Here is a 21973-nt window from a genome sequence, read left to right on the forward strand (position 1 = left end):
AATTCATCCTTTGTTTATTTCATTTGCAATAGTGAAACATATCTATTTCATTTACTATTGTGAAACTAATAAAAACAGATGCAAAGAATTAACCTAGGAGAGTTTGAAGAACTGGTTTTACTCATCGTGGCTATTCTAAATGACAATGCTTACGGCATTAGTGTAATGGAAGAAATTGAAGCCCAAACTGGACGTAAAATCAACATTAGCGCAGTTCATTCGGCTTTAGATCGATTAGAAAGTAAGGACTTTCTGAAATCTGAAGTTGGCGGAGCCACAAATGAAAGGGGAGGTAGAAGAAAGCGATTTTTCACCGTAACTGTTGCAGGAAATAAGGCCCTCAATTTTGTGCGCGAACAGCGTAATCGACTACACGAACAAATTCCAAACATAGATTTTGGTCTGAATCAATATGCCTCAATTTGATCACAATCCACCACGCTGGGCACTTTGGTTTTTACAATTGTATTGCAAGTCACGCGTGAGGGAAATCATTGAAGGAGATGCCTATGAACTATTTTATAAAAGAGTTGAAACAGAGGGTTTAAAGGCAGCAAAACGCAAATTCGGATGGGATGTGCTTCGGTTCTTCCGTCCAAAATATATCAAAGGTCTAGAAGATATTAACTCATTAAACAACATTGCCATGTTCAAAAACTATTTCAAAATCTCGGTCAGGAGTTTGGTTCGCCAAAAGTTCTTTTCCATAATCAACATTTCAGGGCTTTCATTAGGTTTAGCGGCCTGTTTGCTCATCATGCTCTACATTACTAATGAGCTTAGTTACGACAATTTCCATAAAGATGTAGACCGTGTTTATCGGATTGCCAATGGTCAGGGGGGGCAATACACACCCGCTCGATTAGGAGCTCAATCCAAAATGGATTTCCCTGAAATAGAAGAGGTCGTTCGTTTGTCGGGTCCTTTCGATCAGACTTTTAAGGTCAATAATCAGATATTTAAAGAGCAGGAAGGTTTTTCAGCCGATTCTACTTTTCATAAAGTTTTCACTGTACAGTTTATAGAGGGAAACCCAGATAAAGCATTGACTGAGCCAAATTCAATTGTATTGACTGAAGGTTTAGCTAGCAAGCTTTTTCCTAAGCAAGAGGCCTATGGTCAGTTGATTACCGTTAATGGGAACTCAATAAAAGTAACTGGTGTGGTGGCCGATCCGCCTAAGAACACCCATTTCCATTATAATTTCATTGAATCTTTTCCACATGAAAGCTGGATTACTGTAGGCAACTGGACTGGAAATAACTTCTTTACTTATACCAAACTGGTGGCGGGCGCCACGCCTGAGTCTGTAGAAGCCAAATATCCAGATTTTGTTGCTAAATATGTGGGCCCTGATTTAGTAAAATATACAGGACACACTAATTATGAAGAATACTTAGCGGACGGTGGAAGGGAGCGGACTTTCACTTTAAAACCAATGAAAGACCTTCACCTGTATTTCCCACATATGGCTTTAGGTTCGCAAGGAAATATTAACAATGTGTACATATTTTCTGCCGTGGCAGTTTTCATTCTGTTAATAGCTAGCATCAATTTTATGAATCTTTCTACCGCCCGATCGGCCGCTCGCTCAAAAGAAGTTGGGATGCGCAAAGTATTGGGTTCTAGGCGCAATCAGTTGGTTTATCAATTTTTGGTGGAGTCCATGATGATCAGTGTTTTAGCCATGATCCTGTCAATGGGATTGGCCAGCCTGTTTCTTGGTGGTTTTAATGAATTGGCCAATCGAAATTTTAGTTATACGGATTTATTAGCACCAAGCACGTTGTTTTTATTGTTTGGCCTTGTACTCGTAGTTGGGCTTTTTGCAGGGAGTTACCCAGCTTTTTATCTTTCTGGTTTCAAACCACTTAAGGCACTAAAAGGAGAAAACAAAGCAGGTGGAGGAAATGTGTTTTTGAGAAAGGGATTGGTAGCATTTCAGTTTGCTATTTCCATTTTCTTGATCATTAGCACTATGGTGGTGTTTTCTCAGCTAAGGTTTATGGGCAATAAAAAATTGGGTTTTGAGCCAGAGCAGATTATGGTGGTAAAAAACACGGGACTGTTAAGAGAAAAATTATCTGCCTTTAAAAATCAACTAATTCAAAAACCGAATATAGAATCACTTACACTTACCAATCAATATGTATCCAGCAGTGTTGCAGATTGGGGATATTCAACAGTTGAAGACAACCCTCGGTCTTTCGACCTGATGAATATGTTTACCACCGATGACTTTTTGAAAACCATGGGCTTACAATTGGTAGAAGGGCGGTTCTATTCAAATGATTTGGCATCCGATTCCGCTGCCGTAGTAATCAACGAAAGTGCCAAAAAGGAATTGGGCTTTGAAGATGTAATTGGTAAGAAAGTATCTAGGGGAGATAGTGAGGATTATACTATAGTTGGTGTGGTAAAAGACTTTAATTATGCCAGCTTAAAGCGTTCCATTGAACCCCTAATCTTAAGAAGAATGTTTGAAGACGGGCGGACGGAAGGAGAATGGTATGGAGCTAACTTCTTATCGCTTAAAGTAACGGGTAATTTTGCCGAAACTGTAAAACAAGTAGAGTCAGAATGGAATGCTATGGTGCAAGATGAACCCTTCGATTTTGTTTTCCTCGATGATTCATTCAACTCACTTTATGAAGAAGAACGAAGATTTGGAAAGCTATTTACCGTTTCTTCAGGCTTGGCCATTGCCATTGCTTGTTTGGGATTATTCGCTTTGGCAGCATTTACTTTAGAAAGAAGAAGAAAGGAAATAGCCGTAAGAAAAGTAATTGGAGCGTCTGTTAAAAGTTTAACCATGCTTGTGGTATCAGACTTTACTAAACTAGTGGCTATAGGCTCTTTAATTGCCATTCCAACTGGCTACTGGATTATGCAAGATTGGTTAGCCACATTTGCCTACCAAATTAACATTAATAACCCCTTGCTGTTTTTAGTCCCTGTTATTCTCGTTACCGTGATCGCTTGGCTTACAGTAGGTTTTCAGTCGGTAAAAACCGCTACGAGCAACCCTGTTAAAGCGCTGAGGAGCGAGTGATATAGTTGCTGAAAAATCCACTTATAAGTGCATAACATGTAACAATACGTAGCGCTACGTATTGTTACATGTTATGCATAAGGGTTATCTTCACGTTCCAAATACTCAATTTTAAATGAATAAGGTAACCCTAGTTTTGGCTGATGACCACCCTTTACTATTGCAAGGACTAAATACAGCTTTAAAAGCCAAAGGATTTAATGTTTTGGGAACAGCCTGTGACGGAAGTGCAGTTTTGAGTTTAATTACCGAACTTAATCCTCAAATTGCTATTCTAGATATTGAAATGCCACATATGGATGGGCTTTCTGTAGCCAAATACTGTATGGAAAAGGGTTACGAGACTAAGTTTATTATCCTTTCATATCATAAAGAAATAGAGTTTATAGCTAGAGCCAAGAGCCTGAATGTGTCAGGTTACTTGTTAAAAGAAGATGCTTTGGAAGAAATAGAAGCCTGTATTAAGGAGGTGGCAAATGGAGGGCAGTACTTTAGTAGCGCTTTCCAGTTAAAAGACGTAAAGTTTGCTCAGTCATCTATAGAAAAAGTAGAAGCACTGACTCCTTCAGAGCGAAAAATACTCAAGCTTATAGCTGCAAACCAATCTACAAGGGAGATTGCAGATAGGCTTTTTATTTCAGAAAGAACTGTAGAGAAGCACCGGAGTAATGTTATTCAAAAGTTAGATTTAGAAGGTAAACCGAATGGATTAATTGCTTGGGTTTTGCATAACAAACACCTGTTAAATTAGTGTGGTGAGAACTTATTTGTTTAAAATAGTTGTCTTAATTCTACTAACTGAGGGGGTAATACTTGGGCAGAACTCCAATGAAGTACATCAAGAGCTCGATAGCCTTAAGCGAGAGCTCTCTACCGCTACAGATTCACTTGTGGTAGCAGATTTATGTTTTGCTATCTACGAAATGAACACTTTTGGAATAATGCGGGATGTGAGTGAAACTCCCAGTTTATTATTCAGAGCCTTAAGGATTTATGAAACCACCACAGAATTCACTAAGCTGGCAGACGTTCATAATGCTTTAGGTGGTTTTTATTATAATCGCGACTTATTGGATCAAGCCAGAGAACATTGGAGCAAAAGTAGTGGCTATTATCAGAAGGCAGGAGATAATTTTGGAGTTGCTAAAAGCTATAATAACCTGTCCCTTACTTACCCTGCTAAGGATTCCCTCAAGGTGAGCTATCTTCTGAAAGCTATTGAAATTGGAGACGCTAGAGTTCAGGGGAGTGCCTATAATAATCTTTCCGATCACTACCTACTAAATGGAGATTACGCAAAGGCAGAAGAGTATTTGTTATTTTCAATTAAGACTGGCGAGAGTATAGGAAGAACATCAACACAGCAGGCTGGATATTATGATTTAGGTAGTTTGAAAAAGAAGCAAGGTAAGCCAGAGGAGGCCATTGCTTATATTGAAAAGTCATTAACATTTGATGCAATACGTTCGACAGACCCTAGTGTAATTGGGGCTTATGAGCTATTGGCTGAGCTGTATGAAAGCAAGAATGAGTATGATAAGGCATTTTACTATCAGAAACTGTGGATGGGAGCGAAGGATTCACTTTTTAATGCACAAGTGGGGCAGGAATTATTATCGTTAACCACCGAATATGAGACCGAAAAGAAGGAGCTCACAATAACAAGCCAACAATCAAAAATCGACTTGTTTGAAAAAGAGAGTCAATTGAAAAATCAGCTGTTTACTTTTATTTTACTTATGATTTTTGTGACTGCCTTAATCATCTATCTATGGAAGTCGCGCCAATCTTCACGGAATGGTATTGAACTTCAAAAGGTGTTTGCTCGAGATTTGATTAAGAACGTAGAAGAAGAGCGAAAGAGAATATCTAATGAACTTCATGACAGTGTTGGGCAACAACTTATTTTGCTAAAGAATCAGGCAAAAATGGAAGGTAAGCAAGCAATAGTTGACACTGTAGCTTCCACACTCGAAGAAGTAAGAAGTATTACTCGTGATTTACACCCCGCAATTTTAGATAGACTAGGGCTAAAAGCTGCTTTAGAAGAAATGATCCGTAAGCTCGATGAGAATACAGATATTTTTTTCTCTACTGAACTTATAGAGATTGATAGCTTATTCTCTCCTGATGATCAATTGAATATATATCGAATTGTCCAAGAAGCATTTAACAACGTGCTAAAACATTCAAATGCCACTTCAGCCAAACTCTCTATAGATTATAAAGAGAACAATGTAATTGTTACGATTCAGGATAATGGTCATGGATTTAAACCAGAGGTTGAGGTAAAAAGAAGGGATTCATTGGGTTTAAAAACAATTCAGGAAAGAATTACGATGCTCAATGGGAAAGTACGGATTCTATCGGGAGGGGTAGGAACGCGCATTATACTTGAAATCCCGAAGTAGTAATTTAGGTTACCCCTTATCTTTCAATCACTTGATTACAAGTGAAAAACGCTTGCAGTTTCTTATTCATACTTCAAATCCAGAGAAAGAGTATACAATTAGATTTTATATACATGTCTCAGAATTTCGGAGTCATACAAACCCTTTCTAAGTTGTTCAGGTCCTTTTCATTTTAAGAACTCCATAGTAAAATCATATATAGAGTTTCAGCTCCGCAAAATACGTATCGCTACGTATGTTCTGATGTCTCTTTGAGGTTTAGTTTTGTTCTAACTCAACTGATCATGGAAGCTCTATCAACTAAATCTATATTTTGTGCCATAGTACGGTATTTAACAGTCTATTTTCTTAAAGCGGTAGAGGCATGAAGAGACTGTTAATCTTTACTTTAATGCTTTTTTCGGTAGTGCACATTTCTGCCCAAGAATGTGATGTACTTTCTAGTGAGTGGCTTAACCCATCTCCACAAACAACAGTCTTTAACTACTCAGGTGGAAGACTTACAGGTATACCAGATCCGGCCAACTCAAATAACCCAACAGACTCAAAAACAATATTTGAAGGGTTTACCAGTCCCACTCCGGGTACAACCCCAGTAGGTGCAGTTACATTGGGTTTGGGCTTTCTTTCTGATGCTAATGATAATCTTAGGATTGACGTGATTGTTTATAATGACAATGCAGGAAAACCTGGAACTGCGGTAGGTGGAGTTACAGGACTTTCTCCAACCGCTTTAGGAGTAACTCACGCTTTTAAGGAGATATGGGTAGAATTATCCTCACTTCCTGTTCCTACTACGAGCAGGTTTTATGTGGGAGTGGTGATGCATCCTGGAGATGCTAGTGATCAATTGGTGGTTCAAAGTAATGCTAAGGGACAGGGGAATGGAGACGGTTCTAATAGTATTACCACAACCAAGTTTGGAAATGAAAAATTACTAAATACTTACAGTAGTGATGTGGACCTGAAGGTACTTCCTAAACTTGGAGTTTATAAAGATGCTTCTTTTAGCTACGGGAGCAGTAGTTATTGTTCCAGCCTTTCCGATCCTACACCTACAATTTCGGGAGATGCAGGCGGTACATTTACCAGTTCCCCTGCTGGGCTTTCTATCAATAGCTCTACTGGTAGAATTGATTTGTCGACAAGTACAGGCGGAACATATACCATTCGGTATTCTATTGCGGGTAGCTGTCCAGTTTCTGAAACGCAAACAGTTTCCATTTCAGCGCCTATTGCGGATTTTCCAGCACCCCCTAAATTTGGTTGTGGCCCTCTTACCGTAAATTTCACTGATGCTTCATCTATTTCAGGTACTAATACCATTGTAGGTTGGGCTTGGGATTTTGGCGATGGAAGTACTTCAACAGCTCAAAACCCTTCACATGTTTACGATAAACCAGGGCTCTACAATGTAAAACTGAGGATTACAGACTCCAAGGGCTGTACTAATGAAAAAACCAGAGTTAATTACGTTCAGGTCATTGGCCCTGAGGTTAAATTTAGTACGACTGGCACCACAATATTGGGTGGCCCAGGAGCAATAACTTTTCAAAACCAATCAACTTCAACTTCTCCTATTGTTAATTGGAGCTGGAACTTCGGAGATGGTTCAACTTCTAACTTACAAAACCCGACACATACTTATACTACATCTGGTACTTTCGATGTAAGCCTGACAGTCACTGATCTTGACGGTTGCTCCAGAACACTCACAAAAACGAATTATGTAAATACTATATCAGGTGCTTTTGATATATCCAAAGCAATCTTTGAAGGTAATGAAGACCGATTTTCAGTGGCTGCGCAAGAGAGTGAGCCCAGATCCATTGCTTTTAATCTGGATGGCACAAAGTTGTACGTAATGGGGGGTAGTGGTGATGATATTAATGAATACAATCTGTCTGTTGCTTATGATGTTACCTCATCAGTTTATGCTGGGGATGCCGAGCGATTTTCAGTGGCTCTAGAAGAAACTAATCCACGCTCTTTTGCTTTCAATAATGATGGCACCAAAATGTTTGTAATTGGAACAATTGGTGACGATGTTAACGAATATAACCTTTCCACTGCTTTTGACATTTCTACGGCAGTTTTTGCCGGAAACGCACAACGTTTTTCAGTTGCAGCTCAAGAAACCTATCCAACATCGCTCACATTCAATCATGATGGCACTAAAATGTATGTGGCTGGTAGCGATAATGATGCAGTGAATGAGTATATACTTTCAGAGGCCTTTGATGTTTCTTCTGCTACTTACAGCAAAAGGTTGCTCGTAGGAACGCAAGAATTGTTTCCTCAGTACATTGTATTTGTGAACAACGGCTTCAATTTGTTATTGATGGGTTCCTCTGGTGATGATATTAACCAATACACACTAACTACTGCTTTTGATTTGTTTACTGCTACTTTTGCAGGTAATGCAGCACGTTTTTCTGTAGCTTCACAAGATGGTCAACCTAATTCAGTTACTTTCAATTCTGATGGTACCAAAATGTTTGTACTAGGTTTTGAAGGAAAAGATATCAACGAATACTCCCTAGCTGCCCCTGTAATTACTGGTGCTGTTGCTAATCAGGCGGTAAACGACAATGCTACAATTAGTCCATTTTCTGCAATTACAGTAGCCGACCCTAATGGAGACAATGTTTCAGCCACCATAACCTTAGACGACAATGCCAAAGGAGTCTTGTCAGGAACAGGCCTTACGGGTTCGGGGCCATATACCTTAGCAAGTACTGATGCTGCCAGTTTACAGGCCAGTTTAAGAGCTTTGGTATTTAACCCAACGGATAATAGGGTTGCCTCAGCAAGTACTGAGAAAACAACTTTTACTATTCAACTGAGTGATGGTGAACGAAATGACACAGACGCCAATACTACCGTAATTTCAAGTCCAGTGGCTCCAACAGTTTCATTGAGTAGCCTAGCCACTGCACCGACAAATGGTTTTGGTATAACTATTACTTTCAGCGAAGATGTGACTGGGTTTACCGTTGGTGATATCAATGTAAGCAACGGCACCGCAAGTGCTTTCAATGCAACAAGTGCTTCTGTTTATACAGCTCTTATCACTCCAACAACTGATGGCGCTGTCACAGTGGATGTTGCAGCGAATGTGGCCCAAGACGCAGCAACCAATGGAAATACCTCCGCCACTCAGTTTAGTATTACTGCTGACTTGACTGTTCCAACCGTCACCATTTCAAGTACGGTGGCAGATCCAACAAACGGAGCCTTTACGACTACTTTTACTTTTAGTGAAGCAGTAACTGGTTTTGCAATAGGAGATATTACTTTAGGAAATGCGACAGCTTCTAACTTCAGTGCCATCAGTTCAACGGTTTATACTGCACTAATTACTCCCACAACTGATGGTGCTGTAACGATTGATGTAGCTGCGAATGTAGTCCAAGACGCAGCGACCAACGGAAATACAGTAGCCACTCAGTTTAGCATTACTGCTGATTTGACTTCACCAACGGTTATCATTACCAGCACTGCAGCTGACCCTATCAACGGAGCGTTTACAACTATTTTTACTTTTAGTGAAGCCGTGACTGGTTTCGCGATAGGAGATATTACGGTAGCCAATGGTACAGCAAGTAACTTTGCCTCTACCAGTACAACAGTTTATACGGCTCTAATTACGCCAACTATCGATGGTGCAGTGACGGTAGATGTCACCACGAATGTAGCCCAAGATGCAGCAACCAACGGAAATACAGCAGCCACTCAGTTTAGTATTACCGCAGACTTGACTGAACCAACGGTGGTTATATCTAGCACGGCAGCCAATCCGATCAATGGAGCATTCTTGACCACTGTAACTTTTAGTGAAGCAGTTACAGGTTTTGCGGTGGGAGATATTACTGTTGGAAATGGGACAGCAAGTAATTTCACTTCAACCAGCGCAACGGTCTATACCGCTCTAATCACACCAACCGTAGATGGTGTAGTTACAGTGAATGTTGCAGCAAATGTGGCCCAAGACGCAGCGACCAATGGAAATGTCGCTGCCACTCAGTTTAGTATTACTGCTGATCTGACCAATCCAACGGTACTTATTTCTAGCACCGCAGCCGACCCTATCAATGGAGCGTTTACGGCTACCTTCACTTTTAGTGAAGCAGTTACAGGCTTTGCAATTGGTGATATTACAGTTGCAAATGGCACAACAACTAACTTCACTTCAACCAGTGCATCGGTTTACACGGCATTGATTACCCCAACTACTGATGGTGCTGTAAAGGTTGATGTTGCCGCGAATGCAGCCCAAGATGCAGCAACCAACGGAAATGCCGCTGCCACTCAGTTCAGTATTATTGCTGATCTGACCAATCCAACAGTACTTATATCTAGCACCGTAGCTGACCCTGTCAACGGAGCGTTTACGGCTACCTTCACTTTTAGCGAAGCAGTAACAGGTTTTACAGTAGGGGATATTACAGCAGGGAATGGAGCTGCAAGCAATTTTACTTCAACCAGCGCAACGGTTTACACTGCTTTAATTACCCCAACTACAGATGGTGCAGTGACGGTTGATGTTGCCGCGAATGTGGCTCAAGACGCAGCAACCAATGGAAACACCGCAGCCACTCAGTTTAGCATAACTGCTGATCTGACCAATCCAACTGTGAATATTACGAGCACCGCAGCTGACCCGATCAATGGAGCTTTTACAACGACATTTACCTTCAATGAAGCCGTTACCGGTTTTGTAGTGGGAGATATTACTTTGAATAATGCTTTGGCTTCGAATTTTACAGCCACTAGTACATCTGTTTACACTGTATTGATTACTCCAACTACCGATGGTGCAGTGACGGTAGATGTTGCTGCGAATGTGGCACAAGATGCCGCTACTAACGGAAATACAGCAGCTACTCAGTTCAGTATTACTGCAGATTTAACTTCACCGACAGTAACAGTTACAAGTACAGCAGCCGACCCGATCAATGGAGCCTTTACAACGACATTTACTTTTAGTGAAGCAGTTACAGGTTTTGCAGTGGGAGATATTACTGTTGGAAATGGGACAGCAAGTAATTTCACTTCAACCAGCGCAACGGTCTATACCGCTCTAATCACACCAACCGCAGATGGTGCTGTAACGGTGGATGTTGCCGCGAATGTAGCCCAAGATGCCGCAACCAACGGAAATACAGCAGCCACTCAATTTAGCATTATTGCTGATTTGACTAATCCAACGGTGGCAATCACAAGCACCGCGGCTAATCCAATCAATGGTGCATTCACGACTACTTTTACTTTTAGTGAAGCTGTAACCGGTTTTGCAACAGGAGATATTGTGGTTGGAAATGGTGTAGCAAGTAACTTTGCTTCTACAAGCACGAGTGTTTATACTGCTTTAATTACCCCAACCACGGATGGTGCAGTAACGGTTGATGTAACAGCGAATGTTGCTCAGGATGCCGCAACCAATGGAAATGTCGCTGCCACTCAGTTTAGCATTATTGCTGATTTGACTGAACCAACGGTGGTTATATCTAGCATGGCAGCCGACCCGAGTGATGGAGCATTCTTGACCACTTTTACTTTTAGTGAAGCGGTTACAGGTTTTACATTGGGCGATATCACAGTTGGAAATGGTGCAGCAAGTAACTTTGCTTCCACAAGCGCAACAGTTTACACGGCATTGATTACCCCAACTACTGATGGCGCAGTGACAGTTGATGTTGCCGCAAATTCAGCCCAAGATGCCGCAACCAATGGAAATACAGCTGCCACGCAGTTTAGTATTAGAGCAGACTTTACAGCCCCGACTGTAATAGTACAAGGAGTGCCAACCGAGCTAAATACATTCGACCCATTTACAGTTACGTTTAGCTTTAGTGAACCAGTAGCAGGCTTTGCTTCTAATGACTTTATTCTTGACAATCTGTCGGTTATCAGCTTTTCAGTTGTGGATGCCAGTAATTATGAGGTAAGTCTGAAGGCAATTACAAATGAAGATGTGTCTTTAAAGTTACCCGTCAACTCACTCCAAGATTTAGCAGGGAATACCAATACGCTTGAAACCACTATGAATATCTCATTCAATAGCCTGCCCATGGACATTTCATTATCAGAGATAAAAATTGATGAAAACAATGCCCTTGCCGCAGAAATAGGGCTATTGGCAACAACTGATGCTGACCTTGGAGATACTCATTCCTATAGTCTTGTGGCAGGAACTGGGTCAGAGAATAATGATCAATTCAGTATAACATTTGATAAACTTCGGGCAGCCACCACTTTTAATTATGAAACAAAGTCGAGCTATAAAATTCGGGTTAAGACTGACGATGGAAAAGGCGGATTGTTTGAGAAGACCTTTGCTATTTCGATCAACGATGTAAACGAGCAGCCTACCGATATTGCCCTAAGCAATACCCTGATAGACGAAACAGACGAACCTAGTGTGCTCGTGGGTGTTTTTGCAACAACCGATCAAGACAATGGAGATACTTTCGCTTATGAACTGATAACAGGAAATGGATCTGCCAACAATAATTTCTTTGCTATTTCCAATGGCCAACTGCATACAAATCAAGCCATAAATTTTGAAGAACATGAGTTGCTTTCTATTAGAGTGAAAGTAACAGACTCGGGAGGTTTATCATTTGAGAAAGCTCTCGAGATAGGTGTAAACAATGTCGTGAATGAAGATCTTCGGGATTTCACCAAAGATGCCCCAGATGCACGAGTAAAGAATTTCTTTACACCTAATAACGATGGTATGAATGACTTTTGGGTCATCGAAGACATCAAAGATAACCCAGTCAATGAAGTCAAAGTATTTACCCAAAGTGGGAAAATGGTGTTCAGTGCCAAAGACTATCAGAACGATTGGGCAGGTAAGTTCGAAGGCAGTGTTCTTCCTAGCGGTACTTACTATTATGAAATCAATATATCCAATGGACAAGCCATTGTGAGAGGTACATTGTTAATTCTCACCAAGTAGATAAGACATCATGAAATTCTCTTTGAAATCCTTCTTTGTTTGGCTTTTACTTGTAATCGGTAGCACTGCTTACGGGCAACAAGTGCCATTGTTTAATCAGTATTACACTCAACCAGCCCTGATTTATTCATCGGCTAGTGCACTTCAAAAAGCCCCACAGCTAAGCCTGATCTACCGTGGGCAATGGGCGGGGCTTGACGGTGCTCCTCAAAACTTTGTACTCAGTTATGCACAGCCATTTGCTAAAAAAATGGGTTTTGATATTAATGTAAATAGCTTTGAAACAGGAATACTTCGTCAAACAAACGTGGGTGGGGGGCTGGCCTATAGTTTTAAACTAAACAAACACCAATTTTCCATCGGAACGGAACTGGGCATAGCTCTCCATTCTTTAAATGAATCGAAGCTGAGTATAGAAAGCCTCAATGATGAATTGATCCAGAGCCTTTTAGGCAATAATGGAAGCAGTGTTAACCTTGGTTTGTCATTATCATATCAATATAAATCGCTAGTAGCCCATATGGCTATGCCCAAAGCCTTAAGCGAGAGTATTAAAAACAATGCATTTGCGGAACTAAGCGATAATGACTTATCAGATTACATTGTAGGATTAGGCTATTCATTTACAATAGATGCGCTTCATCAAGTGATATTTACACCTAATGCGACTTGGCGATACCAAGACATTACAGGAAACACCTTAGATTTTATGGGGAAGCTTGATGTAAAGGAAAAGTTTCATGTTACTGCAGGATATCGTCAGGATTATGGAGCTACAGCAGGTTTAGGTGTTAAAGTAAAGCCTAATATTCTTTTCACCTATAATTATGACTTTGGTAAAAGTGATGTTCCTTTTGTTTCTGATGGATTTAACGAAATAGGCTTACATTTTTCATTCAAACAAAAGCACGATAGTGATTCAGTAATTGAAAGAAAAGGAGAAGCCATTATTGAAAGGTTAAGGAAGGAAGAGATTTATGATCGAAAACTAATCAGTCCCGAAGACCAAGAAATTGTGATAGAGTATCTCTCAGCTAATGAAACAGGTAGAAAGAAGGAGAGAAGAGAAAAAGGAATAGAGGCCTTCGATGCTATTCTGAAAAACATTGAAAACACTGGACTTGCCCGAATGCAGGCAGAAGCAAATGCAAGAGCTGCAAAGCAAAAAGAGGCCGCTTTGGAAGCTAAACGTATTGAAGAGGCCGAAAGGGAACAAGGTCGAATTGATCGCGAAAAAGCCGAAGCGGCAAGATTGCTGGAAGAGAAGCGTTTATCAGATGAAGCAGCGAAGGATTCAGATGAACTTACAAACAATTATATCTTAGTAGTAGCCAGTTATTTGCCAAACAGTAAATGGAAAGATCAATACTTAAATGAGCTGAAAAACAAGTACCCTAAAGCGGGAGTTTTTAGAAACTCAGAAAGAGGCTACGACTATGTTTACATTCAAACATTCAGCAATTTAGAAGCTGCAGTTAAAGCTATGTTGGATTTAAAGGCTAAGAATCAATTCTTAGATAGTTGGGTGCACATACTTAATGTTAAGAGGGATAGATAGATAGTTAAACTAGCCTAAAGCTAGATAGGCTATACTACCTAGAAGTAATGGGCTTGAATATTCCCCCAAGGTCTTTAAAACTAAAGGCCTTGGATATAGTTGCAACGAAAAATGGCCTCGGGTTTTTCCATGCATTGTTTACCTCCGCCTGTAATGTAAGGCCTGTGCTAGCTTCAGTAATCCAAGCCCTACCTGAGAAAAAAATGTCTTGAAGTTTTGTAAATCGAGCATTACCACTGTTGTCTACTCCTGAATATATAGATGTGTAACCTACGGATCCATGAACTCGAACACTAAGGTCTTTATTTTCAAGGATCATGAATAGACCTATCAATCCAGCGTTAAATGCGTACTCATTGTAATTTCTGGTTAAACTAGGCGTACCCGTAGAGAATGGAGGAGCCGACCCCATCACTATTGAAGTATCTCTTGAAATCTCTTTGTAGGTAATTAGTTCATTGGTTCTTCTCCAAACAAACTCTAAAGATGGAGCATAGTAAAAAGCAAATTTACTTTTTGGGTTGTTCGATTTGTGAAACATTTTTAATCGAATCAAAGGACTAATATATGACCCCAAATTATCACTAGTTCTTTCAACAATTGCATCATTACTAATGCGAACCTGTCGATAGGTAGAATCGGTAAGTCGAGAGTTTTGAAGAAAACTTACCCTTCTTGTGCTATCTATTTGTGTCATGGCTCTATTCCCATACAAGCTTAAATAGAAACCAACTTTATTGTCGGGTGTATTGGGAAGCTTCAACACGTTTGAAGCAAAGAATAAATTTTTCGATTGAATTTTACCTTCTGCTAAATCGAAGTTAGTGCCTAAATAAGCCAAGTGATCAAAATCACCACCATTGTTAGGTACAGAATAGGGTTTAATAACAATGGTTATTTGTTTGTTGCTCGCAATATTATCCCCATTAACGGCTGTACCAGTACTGTCAATCAAATTGAGCTTCAAAAAGATTGCTCTTGTCCTATCTATGGTAGAGTCGCCCTTAAGTTCAACATAAACCCTTAACAAACCACCATTCAGATTTTTTAGTTGGTTCTTGCCGAAAGTCTGTTGGCTAAGCTTAAAGTCAGAGTAAAGAAATGTACTTAAATCCCTATTGTACTCAAGAGCCAAACTTTCATACAAGCTATCAGCAGGCAGCAAACTTACATCTAAATCAATATTGAAAATAGTCGGTTTGTCAGATCTGTTTACCGTAATAGAGTCTTTATTGAAACCAACTGAAAAATCTTGTTGAGACCAAAGTTCGGGTTGCAAACAGAAAACTAAAAGAACAGAGTAGAGAATAGTACGAGCTTTCATATTTTAACCAATTGTACCTAATAAAGGTAGTAATTGGATTATGAAATTCAAATAAGTCGTATTTAATGCTTTTACGTTCTCTGTTTATGAAAATTGAATATCTTACTATCAGTGCTAGTAAATGTGATTTCTATTTCGTGGCATAAATCATGTCCTTCCTAACAGGCCAAAATCGCTTTATGGTTGTCATATCTATAACCATATGACCAGTCAACCTATTTTTGAAGGGTTCTAAACCTTAGTTTATTATCTTCCCAATTCAAGATATAGGATATGCGAAAAACTAGACTACTAACCCTTTCCGCGCTTTGTCTGCTGATTTTTAATTTCGGCCAAGCGCAGGATAATCCTCAACTCGATGCTTTTCAATTTAGAAATGTAGGTCCAAACCGTGGTGGCCGTGTTACAGCCGTTATGGGAGTGGAATCACAACCCTCTACTTTCTATATGGGAGCTACTGGTGGAGGCGTTTGGAAAACCGATGATTATGGAAATTCATGGGAGAACATTTCAGACGGATATTTTTCAACCCCTTCAATTGGTGCTATTTCAGTGTACCAAAAGAAACCAGACATTATTTATGTAGGAACTGGCTCTGACGGTCTTAGATCGAACGTTATTACCGGTAAAGGAATGTACAAATCGACCAATGCGGGTAAAACTTGGGAGTTTATAGGATTGAAAGAAACTGGTCAAATTGGCGCAGTAGAAATTCACCCAAATAACCCTGATGTTGTGTTTGTTGCGGCAATTGGTAATGCTTTTGGAAGAAATACTGAGCGTGGTGTTTACAGAACAAAAGATGGAGGAAAGAACTGGGACAAAATACTTTATCATTCAGATAGTGTTGGTTTCTCTGATTTAGAGTTTGCTCCAGACGATCCAAATACTATTTATGCAGGTGCTTGGCGTGCTGAAAGAAAGCCTTGGGATATCATTTCGGGCTCAATGGAAGGTGGAGTGTACAAGTCAACCGATGGCGGTGAAACTTGGAAGAAGCTAACCAATGGTCTTCCAAATGGCCTTATCGGTAAAATCGATTTTGCTGTTTCACCTGCAAATCCAAATAGGGTATATGCAAACATTGAAGCAGGTGATGACAAAGGTGGGCTTTATAAGTCGAATGACCGTGGAGCATCATGGGAGTTTGTAAGCGACAATTCAAATCTTACTAACCGACCATTCTACTACACAAACATTTATGCTAATCCAAAAAATGCTGATGTGCTATACAATAGTGCATTGCGCTTTATTAAATCAACCGATGGCGGTAAAACATGGAGAGGCGTTTCTACTCCACATAGCGACAACCATGACATTTGGATTAACCCTAACGATACTTCAATTTGGGTACAAGGAAATGACGGTGGTGCAAACGTAACCATCAACAATGGTAAAACTTGGTCAACACAATTGAACCAACCAACTGCAGAGCTTTACCAAGTAGATATTGATGATCAAGAACCATATTGGTTATATGCAGGGCAGCAAGACAACTCTACTTTGGCTGTACCTAGTTTGCCAACTGGCTCAAACGATTTTCCAATCTTTAACTTAGGAGGTTGCGAAACTGGTCCGGCAGTACCAAAGCCAGGTAATCCAGATATAGTGTATTCAAACTGTAAAGGAAACTTTGGAGTGTATGATAAGCGCACCGGCCAAGAAATGCAGTATAGTGTAGGAGCTATGAATATCTATGGTCATGATGGCGATAAATTGAAATTCAGGTTCCAACGTGTAGCACCAATTTCGGTTTCACCACATAACCCAGATGTAGTATACCACGGTTCTCAGTACTTACACAGAACATCAGATAACGGTAAAACTTGGGAAATCATTTCTCCGGATTTAACGGCCTTCGACCCAACTAAGCAAGTTTCTGCAGGTAGACCAATTACGAGAGATGTTACTGGTGAGGAGTATTTCAGTACCATTTATGCCATTCAAGAATCAAGAATTCAACCAGGATTAATTTGGGTTGGAGCCAATGATGGTCCAGTACATGTAACTCGCGATGGCGGTACAACTTGGACGAACGTAACACCAAACATGCCTAAGGATGGTCGTGTTGATTCAGTAGAACCTTCACCACATAATCCGGCCAAAGCATATGTTACCGTATTACGCTATCAATTAGATGATTATAGACCATATATCTATAAAACAGAGGATTATGGTAAAACTTGGGAGCTGATTACAAAAGGAATTCCTAATGATTACCCAGTAAGGGTAGTAAGAGAAGATCCAGCCAAAGAAGGCCTTCTTTTCGCAGGTACAGAGTTCGGTTTGTTTATGTCTATGAACGATGGTAAGGATTGGGTGACATTCCAAAACAACCTTCCTGTAACACCAATTACAGACCTTAAGATTTACAAGAACGACATCGCCATGTCTACCATGGGCAGAGGCTTCTGGATTCTAGATAATATCACAAGCCTTTACAATATGGAGGCAGCCGTTAACGCTGATGCATTCCTATTCAAACCAAAAGATACCTACCGTTTCAGATATCGTGGTGGAAGAGGTGTTCCAGAATATCCAAATTCAGCAGTAGCTATTGATTATTATTTGAACGATACCAATGAAGAAGTTCAATTGGACATTATTAATGAAGAAGGTAGAATTGTAAAATCATTTACTAGTGGAAAACCTGCACCAGTTGAAAATCTTGAAGTAGATATGGCTACAGGCTTCTCTATGCCGCCACCTTCTTCTGGTTTAAGCAAAGACAAAGGTCTGAATCGTTTTTCTTGGAACATGCGTAGTGCAGGTGGTTGGGATGCTAACCCTAGAAGGTCATATCAAGGTTTTGGTCCAATGGTATCGACAGGAGAGTTTACTGTGAAGTTGAAGGTCGGAGATAAAGTGTCTACTGAGAAGTTTACTTTGAGCTTAGACCCTAGAGCCACTTTGGTGACCGATGCCGATGTGAAAGAGCAAGAAAGAGTAGCTTTATTGCTTCAAGATTTCTCTACCGATGTAGATCGTTTATTGATCAGTGTAACAGAAGCTAGAAAGGCTTTGGACAACTCATTAAACAAAGAAAGAATCAGTAAAAAAGATCAGAAGAAGAAAGATGCTTTGGATGGTTTATACTATAGAATTGTGACTCCTCCGGGAACTTACATGCAAGGAATGCTCCAAAGCCAATTAGGCTATTTAAATGGTATGTTGAGCAGAGCTGACCAAGCACCAGGACAAGATGTTTACGAGCGTTTAGAAGAACTTAGAGCTGAGTACAACGCAATTAAAAAAGCTTTAGAAGAATTGAAATAAACACCAACCTTTTAAGTGAACCCTCCAAAAGCTTCGAATTTTTGGAGGGTTCTTTTTTTTAACCTGATTTATGTATTAGGTTTCGTAATGAAGAGATAAAGCGCAAATAAAGAGTTGCTTATATTGAAGAGGCATAGCACCGCTATGGTGAATTAATAGTTTTAAGTTAGCTTCTACCAAAATAACCTATGGAAAAGAAGAAATGGTATTCGAGTATTCCGCATCCAGTTGTGATGCTCTTCGGTATTCTGGTACTCATTACTTTGTTAAGCCACTTTATTCCAGCCGGAGCTTACGATAGAATAGAAGTAGATGGTCGCCAAATGGTGGAGCCGGGCTCATACCATCAAATCGACCCAACACCTTTGTCTTTTCTAGATATGTTTAGGGCCATTCCAGGCGGTTTCTCCTCTGCCATTCTTATCATTTTTGTAGTGCTTTCCAGCGGTATCATGTTTGGGGTTTTAGAAAAAACTGGAATGATTGAAAACGCTGTCGGTACTTTCGTTAAGAAAATGGGCTTCGAAAGAAGAATGCTGCTGGTCGTAATTATGACTTACCTTTTTGGAGCACTTGGTGTTTTTGTCGGTTATGAAAATAACATCGCCATGATTCCGATTGCGGCCATTGCCAGTTTGGCATTAGGTGGAGATTTAATGTTGGCGGCAGGAATTGCCGTAGGAGGTGTCACTGTTGGTTTCGGGCTATCGCCCGTTAATCCGTACACCGTTGGTACAGGACATACTTTGGCCGAAATGCCTATGTTTTCGGGGTGGCTCTTACGTTCCGTGCTTTGTTTTGTAGCGCTTAGCGCTTTGGCCTATGTCAATGTTAGTTACTTCAGAAAAATATTAAAGAACCCAGAAAAGAGTCTTTCAATTGGGTTAGAAACGAAAGGCTTTCAGCTTTCAAAGCCATTAGATACTTATGGAATGACAGCCAAAGATTGGCTAATGTTAATCATTTTTGTTGGTGGTTTGGTGGTAATGCTTTATGGCGTATTCACCCATGGTTGGTACCTTACCGAAATCAGCGCCATGTTCATTATTATCTCCATCGTGGCGGCACTTGCTGCGCGAATGTCGGGAACAGAAATAGGAGAGACCGTTTTATCTTCAGTAGCCGTAGTTGCCCCCGGGGCTTTTATGGTGGGGCTAGCGACTTCCATTAAGGTAGCCATGGAAATGGGCAATATCTCTGATACCATCGCTTTCAATTTAGCTGAAACCCTTCGTGACTTACCCACTTATGCCTCCGCTGTCTCCATGTCTTTGGCGCAGTGTGGCATCAATTTCTTAATTCCTTCGGGAAGCGGACAAGCCTTGGCCACATTACCCATTATGATTCCGCTGGGGGATGTTTTAGGCTTAACCCGTCAAACCACGATTCTGGCTTTTCAGATAGGCGATGGCGTTACCAACCTTTTCAATCCAACGCTGGGTGGTTTAATTGCTATGCTTGCCATGTGCCGAATTTCCTTCGACCGCTGGCTCCGATTTATTATGCCTGTTGTTGGTGTAATTCTGATCGTTTCATGGCTATTTTTGCTCTTCAGTGTGAGCATTGATTGGGGGCCTTTTTAAGGTATAGGGTAAGTGAGTATTAGGTATTGAGAAGCTCATACCCATGACCAATGACTATTGACCAATGACCAAATTATGACCGTAGAAGAAATACTAACCAAACTCGTTTCATTCCCAGTATTAGGGGGCGAAAGCAATCTTTCTATTTTAAGTTGGATTGAAGAGTACCTCGATAAACATGGGGTAGAACATCACCGTGTGCCAAATGAAGACGGAACCAAAGCGAATCTTCATTGTCGTATTGGTCCAGAAGTAGAAGGTGGTGTGATTCTTTCCGGACATATGGACGTTGTGCCCGTAAAAGGCCAAGCTTGGGATACCGATCCTTGGGTATTGACAGACAAACAAGATGGCAAACTGTACAGTCGTGGTTCATGCGATATGAAGGGCTTTGTCGCTTGTTGTTTGGCTGCTTTACCTGCCATGCTCAAGGCCGATTTGAAAACGCCCATTTACTTTGCCTTTTCATACGATGAAGAAATTGGTTGCTTAGGTGCTCCCGACTTGGTGAAAGCCATTAACACCCACTACAAAGTAAAACCTAAATTCGCCATTATTGGAGAACCTACCATGATGCGTCCTGTAACAGGACAAAAAAGCATCTGTATTTTTGAAACCACAGTAAGCGGCTCAGAAGGTCATAGTAGCCGAATTAAGCAAGAGGTAAGTGCTATTCATGAAGCCATGCGTTTAATCCTTTGGCTTGAAAATAAAATGAATTCATTGATTGAGGCAGGAAGAACAGATGATCGATTTACGCCTAATCATACTTCAATTCATATAGGCATGGTCAATGGCGGAATTGCACCCAATGTAATTGCCCAAGAATGTAAATTTAGTTGGGATGTGCGTACCATTCCATCAGAAACACCACAAGAAATCAAAGCTGAATTCGATCTCTATTGTAGAGAACGCGAAGCTGAGTTAAGGAAAATTCACCCTGATTTTAAAATCTCGACCAGTAATGTGCACCCTGCTGTGCCGGGCTTAAATACTGCTAATGATCAAGAGGTTGTGGACTTGGTTAAAGATTTGGTTCGCAACCCAAAATTGGATGCTGTGTCATACGCTGCTGAGGCTGGACAATTTGCAGAAGGTGGTTTTCAAGCCGTAATCTGTGGCCCAGGCGATATAGCTCAGGCCCATCGTGCCAACGAATTCATCCATAAAGACCAACTTGTTCAAGGCATGGAGTTTATGAGTAAGCTGATTCAAAAATTGAGTTAGAATTGTAAACCAATGTAATCTTTTGAGTTTAATATAAAGTTGCTATACAGCTCTTAAATAAGAGGTTAAGGTTTTAGTAATCGCTCTTCTTGTGCCTATGTTTCTATCATTTAAGCCATCTTCAGATTTATCTTTTTCTTCTAAGGTGTGAAGTATAACATTTGTCCATGAACACCATGTTTTAATGGCATTCAGCTGACTGTATTCATAACTATCAGTTTCTTGACTAGCAGAAACAATCATGGATGCTCTTTCGGTTTTCAACCAAGTCAAAGCCTCTGTAGGTGTACTTACTAGGGTAATAAGGTATCTTTTGGAGAAATAATTTGCCAAAACCGTTTTAGCCTTTTCATTACTTTCTATAATTAATAACCTTTCCATGCCCTTCGTTTTTATGTTCTGATAATTCAAATGTAAATACTCAGAAAACCTTTACAGGGGCTTTTTAGGTGAATAGAGTATTTGTGTCGATGAACTGATTTGATCAAGAGTTAGCTCGGTTCTACTGTGCAGTTACAAGGAACATAATTCTATTGGTCGATCATTTGGGCAAATATTCTAATTGAGCGACCTTG

The 21973-nt window shown here is 40.3% G+C and carries 11 protein-coding genes; 9 read left to right on the top strand and 2 right to left on the bottom strand.

What is annotated here, in order from left to right:
* The first annotated feature begins 78 nt into the window (after positions 1-78).
* From AAC026_RS14080 to AAC026_RS14105, 6 genes are all read left to right on the top strand, one after another.
* A complete protein-coding gene (locus AAC026_RS14080) occupies positions 79-426 on the top strand; it encodes a PadR family transcriptional regulator (protein WP_339699178.1) in 348 nt (115 codons plus the stop codon).
* Positions 413-3052, top strand: coding sequence for an ABC transporter permease (locus AAC026_RS14085; RefSeq protein WP_339699181.1), 2640 nt, complete (start codon positions 413-415; stop codon positions 3050-3052). Before AAC026_RS14080 ends, AAC026_RS14085 begins: the two co-directional genes overlap by 14 nt.
* Before the next feature lie 115 nt (positions 3053-3167).
* Positions 3168-3803 carry a response regulator transcription factor gene (locus tag AAC026_RS14090; protein ID WP_339606893.1) on the top strand — a complete coding sequence of 212 codons (636 nt, stop codon included), beginning with the start codon at positions 3168-3170 and terminating at the stop codon, positions 3801-3803.
* Between the two features lie 4 nt (positions 3804-3807).
* Complete coding sequence (locus AAC026_RS14095; RefSeq protein WP_339699184.1) at positions 3808-5463, top strand: sensor histidine kinase; 1656 nt, start codon at positions 3808-3810, stop codon at positions 5461-5463.
* Positions 5464-5827: 364 nt separating this feature from the next.
* A complete protein-coding gene (locus AAC026_RS14100) occupies positions 5828-12430 on the top strand; it encodes an Ig-like domain-containing protein (RefSeq protein ID WP_339699187.1) in 6603 nt (2200 codons plus the stop codon).
* 10 nt (positions 12431-12440) lie between these two features.
* Entirely contained in the window at positions 12441-13988 is a 1548-nt protein-coding gene (locus tag AAC026_RS14105; RefSeq protein WP_339699190.1) for a PorP/SprF family type IX secretion system membrane protein, read from the top strand.
* A 34-nt stretch (positions 13989-14022) separates the two neighbouring features.
* On the opposite strand, the gene AAC026_RS14110 is transcribed toward AAC026_RS14105, so the two are convergent.
* Positions 14023-15312, bottom strand: a complete 1290-nt coding sequence (locus AAC026_RS14110) for a hypothetical protein (RefSeq protein WP_339699193.1) — start codon at positions 15310-15312, stop codon at positions 14023-14025.
* 273 nt (positions 15313-15585) lie between these two features.
* Here AAC026_RS14110 and AAC026_RS14115 point away from each other — a divergent pair, with 273 nt between their 5' ends.
* The 3 genes from AAC026_RS14115 (at position 15586) to argE (ending at position 21398) form a co-directional block, all read left to right on the top strand.
* Positions 15586-18588, top strand: coding sequence for a glycosyl hydrolase (locus AAC026_RS14115; protein WP_339699196.1), 3003 nt, complete (start codon positions 15586-15588; stop codon positions 18586-18588).
* A gap of 188 nt (positions 18589-18776) precedes the next feature.
* Positions 18777-20171 carry a hypothetical protein gene (locus tag AAC026_RS14120; protein ID WP_339699199.1) on the top strand — a complete coding sequence of 465 codons (1395 nt, stop codon included), beginning with the start codon at positions 18777-18779 and terminating at the stop codon, positions 20169-20171.
* Between the two features lie 75 nt (positions 20172-20246).
* Positions 20247-21398 (top strand): acetylornithine deacetylase, encoded by a 1152-nt coding sequence (argE, locus tag AAC026_RS14125; protein WP_339699202.1) that lies wholly within the window; start codon positions 20247-20249, stop codon positions 21396-21398.
* A 42-nt stretch (positions 21399-21440) separates the two neighbouring features.
* On the opposite strand, the gene AAC026_RS14130 is transcribed toward argE, so the two are convergent.
* Positions 21441-21779, bottom strand: a complete 339-nt coding sequence (locus tag AAC026_RS14130; RefSeq protein WP_339699205.1) for a hypothetical protein — start codon at positions 21777-21779, stop codon at positions 21441-21443.
* Between the last annotated feature and the right edge of the window lie 194 nt (positions 21780-21973).

The sequence above is a fragment of the uncultured Roseivirga sp. genome (assembly GCF_963973945.1).
Lineage (GTDB): Bacteria > Bacteroidota > Bacteroidia > Cytophagales > Cyclobacteriaceae > Roseivirga.

Excerpts from the sequence above, each read along its gene's own strand:
- AAC026_RS14090 (WP_339606893.1), top strand. The coding sequence starts at position 3,168 with ATGAATAAGGTAACCCTAGTTTTGGCTGATGACCACCCTTTACTATTG.
- argE (WP_339699202.1), top strand. The coding sequence starts at position 20,247 with ATGACCGTAGAAGAAATACTAACCAAACTCGTTTCATTCCCAGTATTA.
- AAC026_RS14115 (WP_339699196.1), top strand. The coding sequence starts at position 15,586 with ATGCGAAAAACTAGACTACTAACCCTTTCCGCGCTTTGTCTGCTGATT.
- AAC026_RS14105 (WP_339699190.1), top strand. The coding sequence starts at position 12,441 with ATGAAATTCTCTTTGAAATCCTTCTTTGTTTGGCTTTTACTTGTAATC.
- AAC026_RS14080 (WP_339699178.1), top strand. The coding sequence starts at position 79 with ATGCAAAGAATTAACCTAGGAGAGTTTGAAGAACTGGTTTTACTCATC.
- AAC026_RS14110 (WP_339699193.1), bottom strand. The coding sequence starts at position 15,312 with ATGAAAGCTCGTACTATTCTCTACTCTGTTCTTTTAGTTTTCTGTTTG.
- AAC026_RS14130 (WP_339699205.1), bottom strand. The coding sequence starts at position 21,779 with ATGGAAAGGTTATTAATTATAGAAAGTAATGAAAAGGCTAAAACGGTT.
- AAC026_RS14120 (WP_339699199.1), top strand. The coding sequence starts at position 18,777 with ATGGAAAAGAAGAAATGGTATTCGAGTATTCCGCATCCAGTTGTGATG.
- AAC026_RS14085 (WP_339699181.1), top strand. The coding sequence starts at position 413 with ATGCCTCAATTTGATCACAATCCACCACGCTGGGCACTTTGGTTTTTA.
- AAC026_RS14100 (WP_339699187.1), top strand. The coding sequence starts at position 5,828 with ATGAAGAGACTGTTAATCTTTACTTTAATGCTTTTTTCGGTAGTGCAC.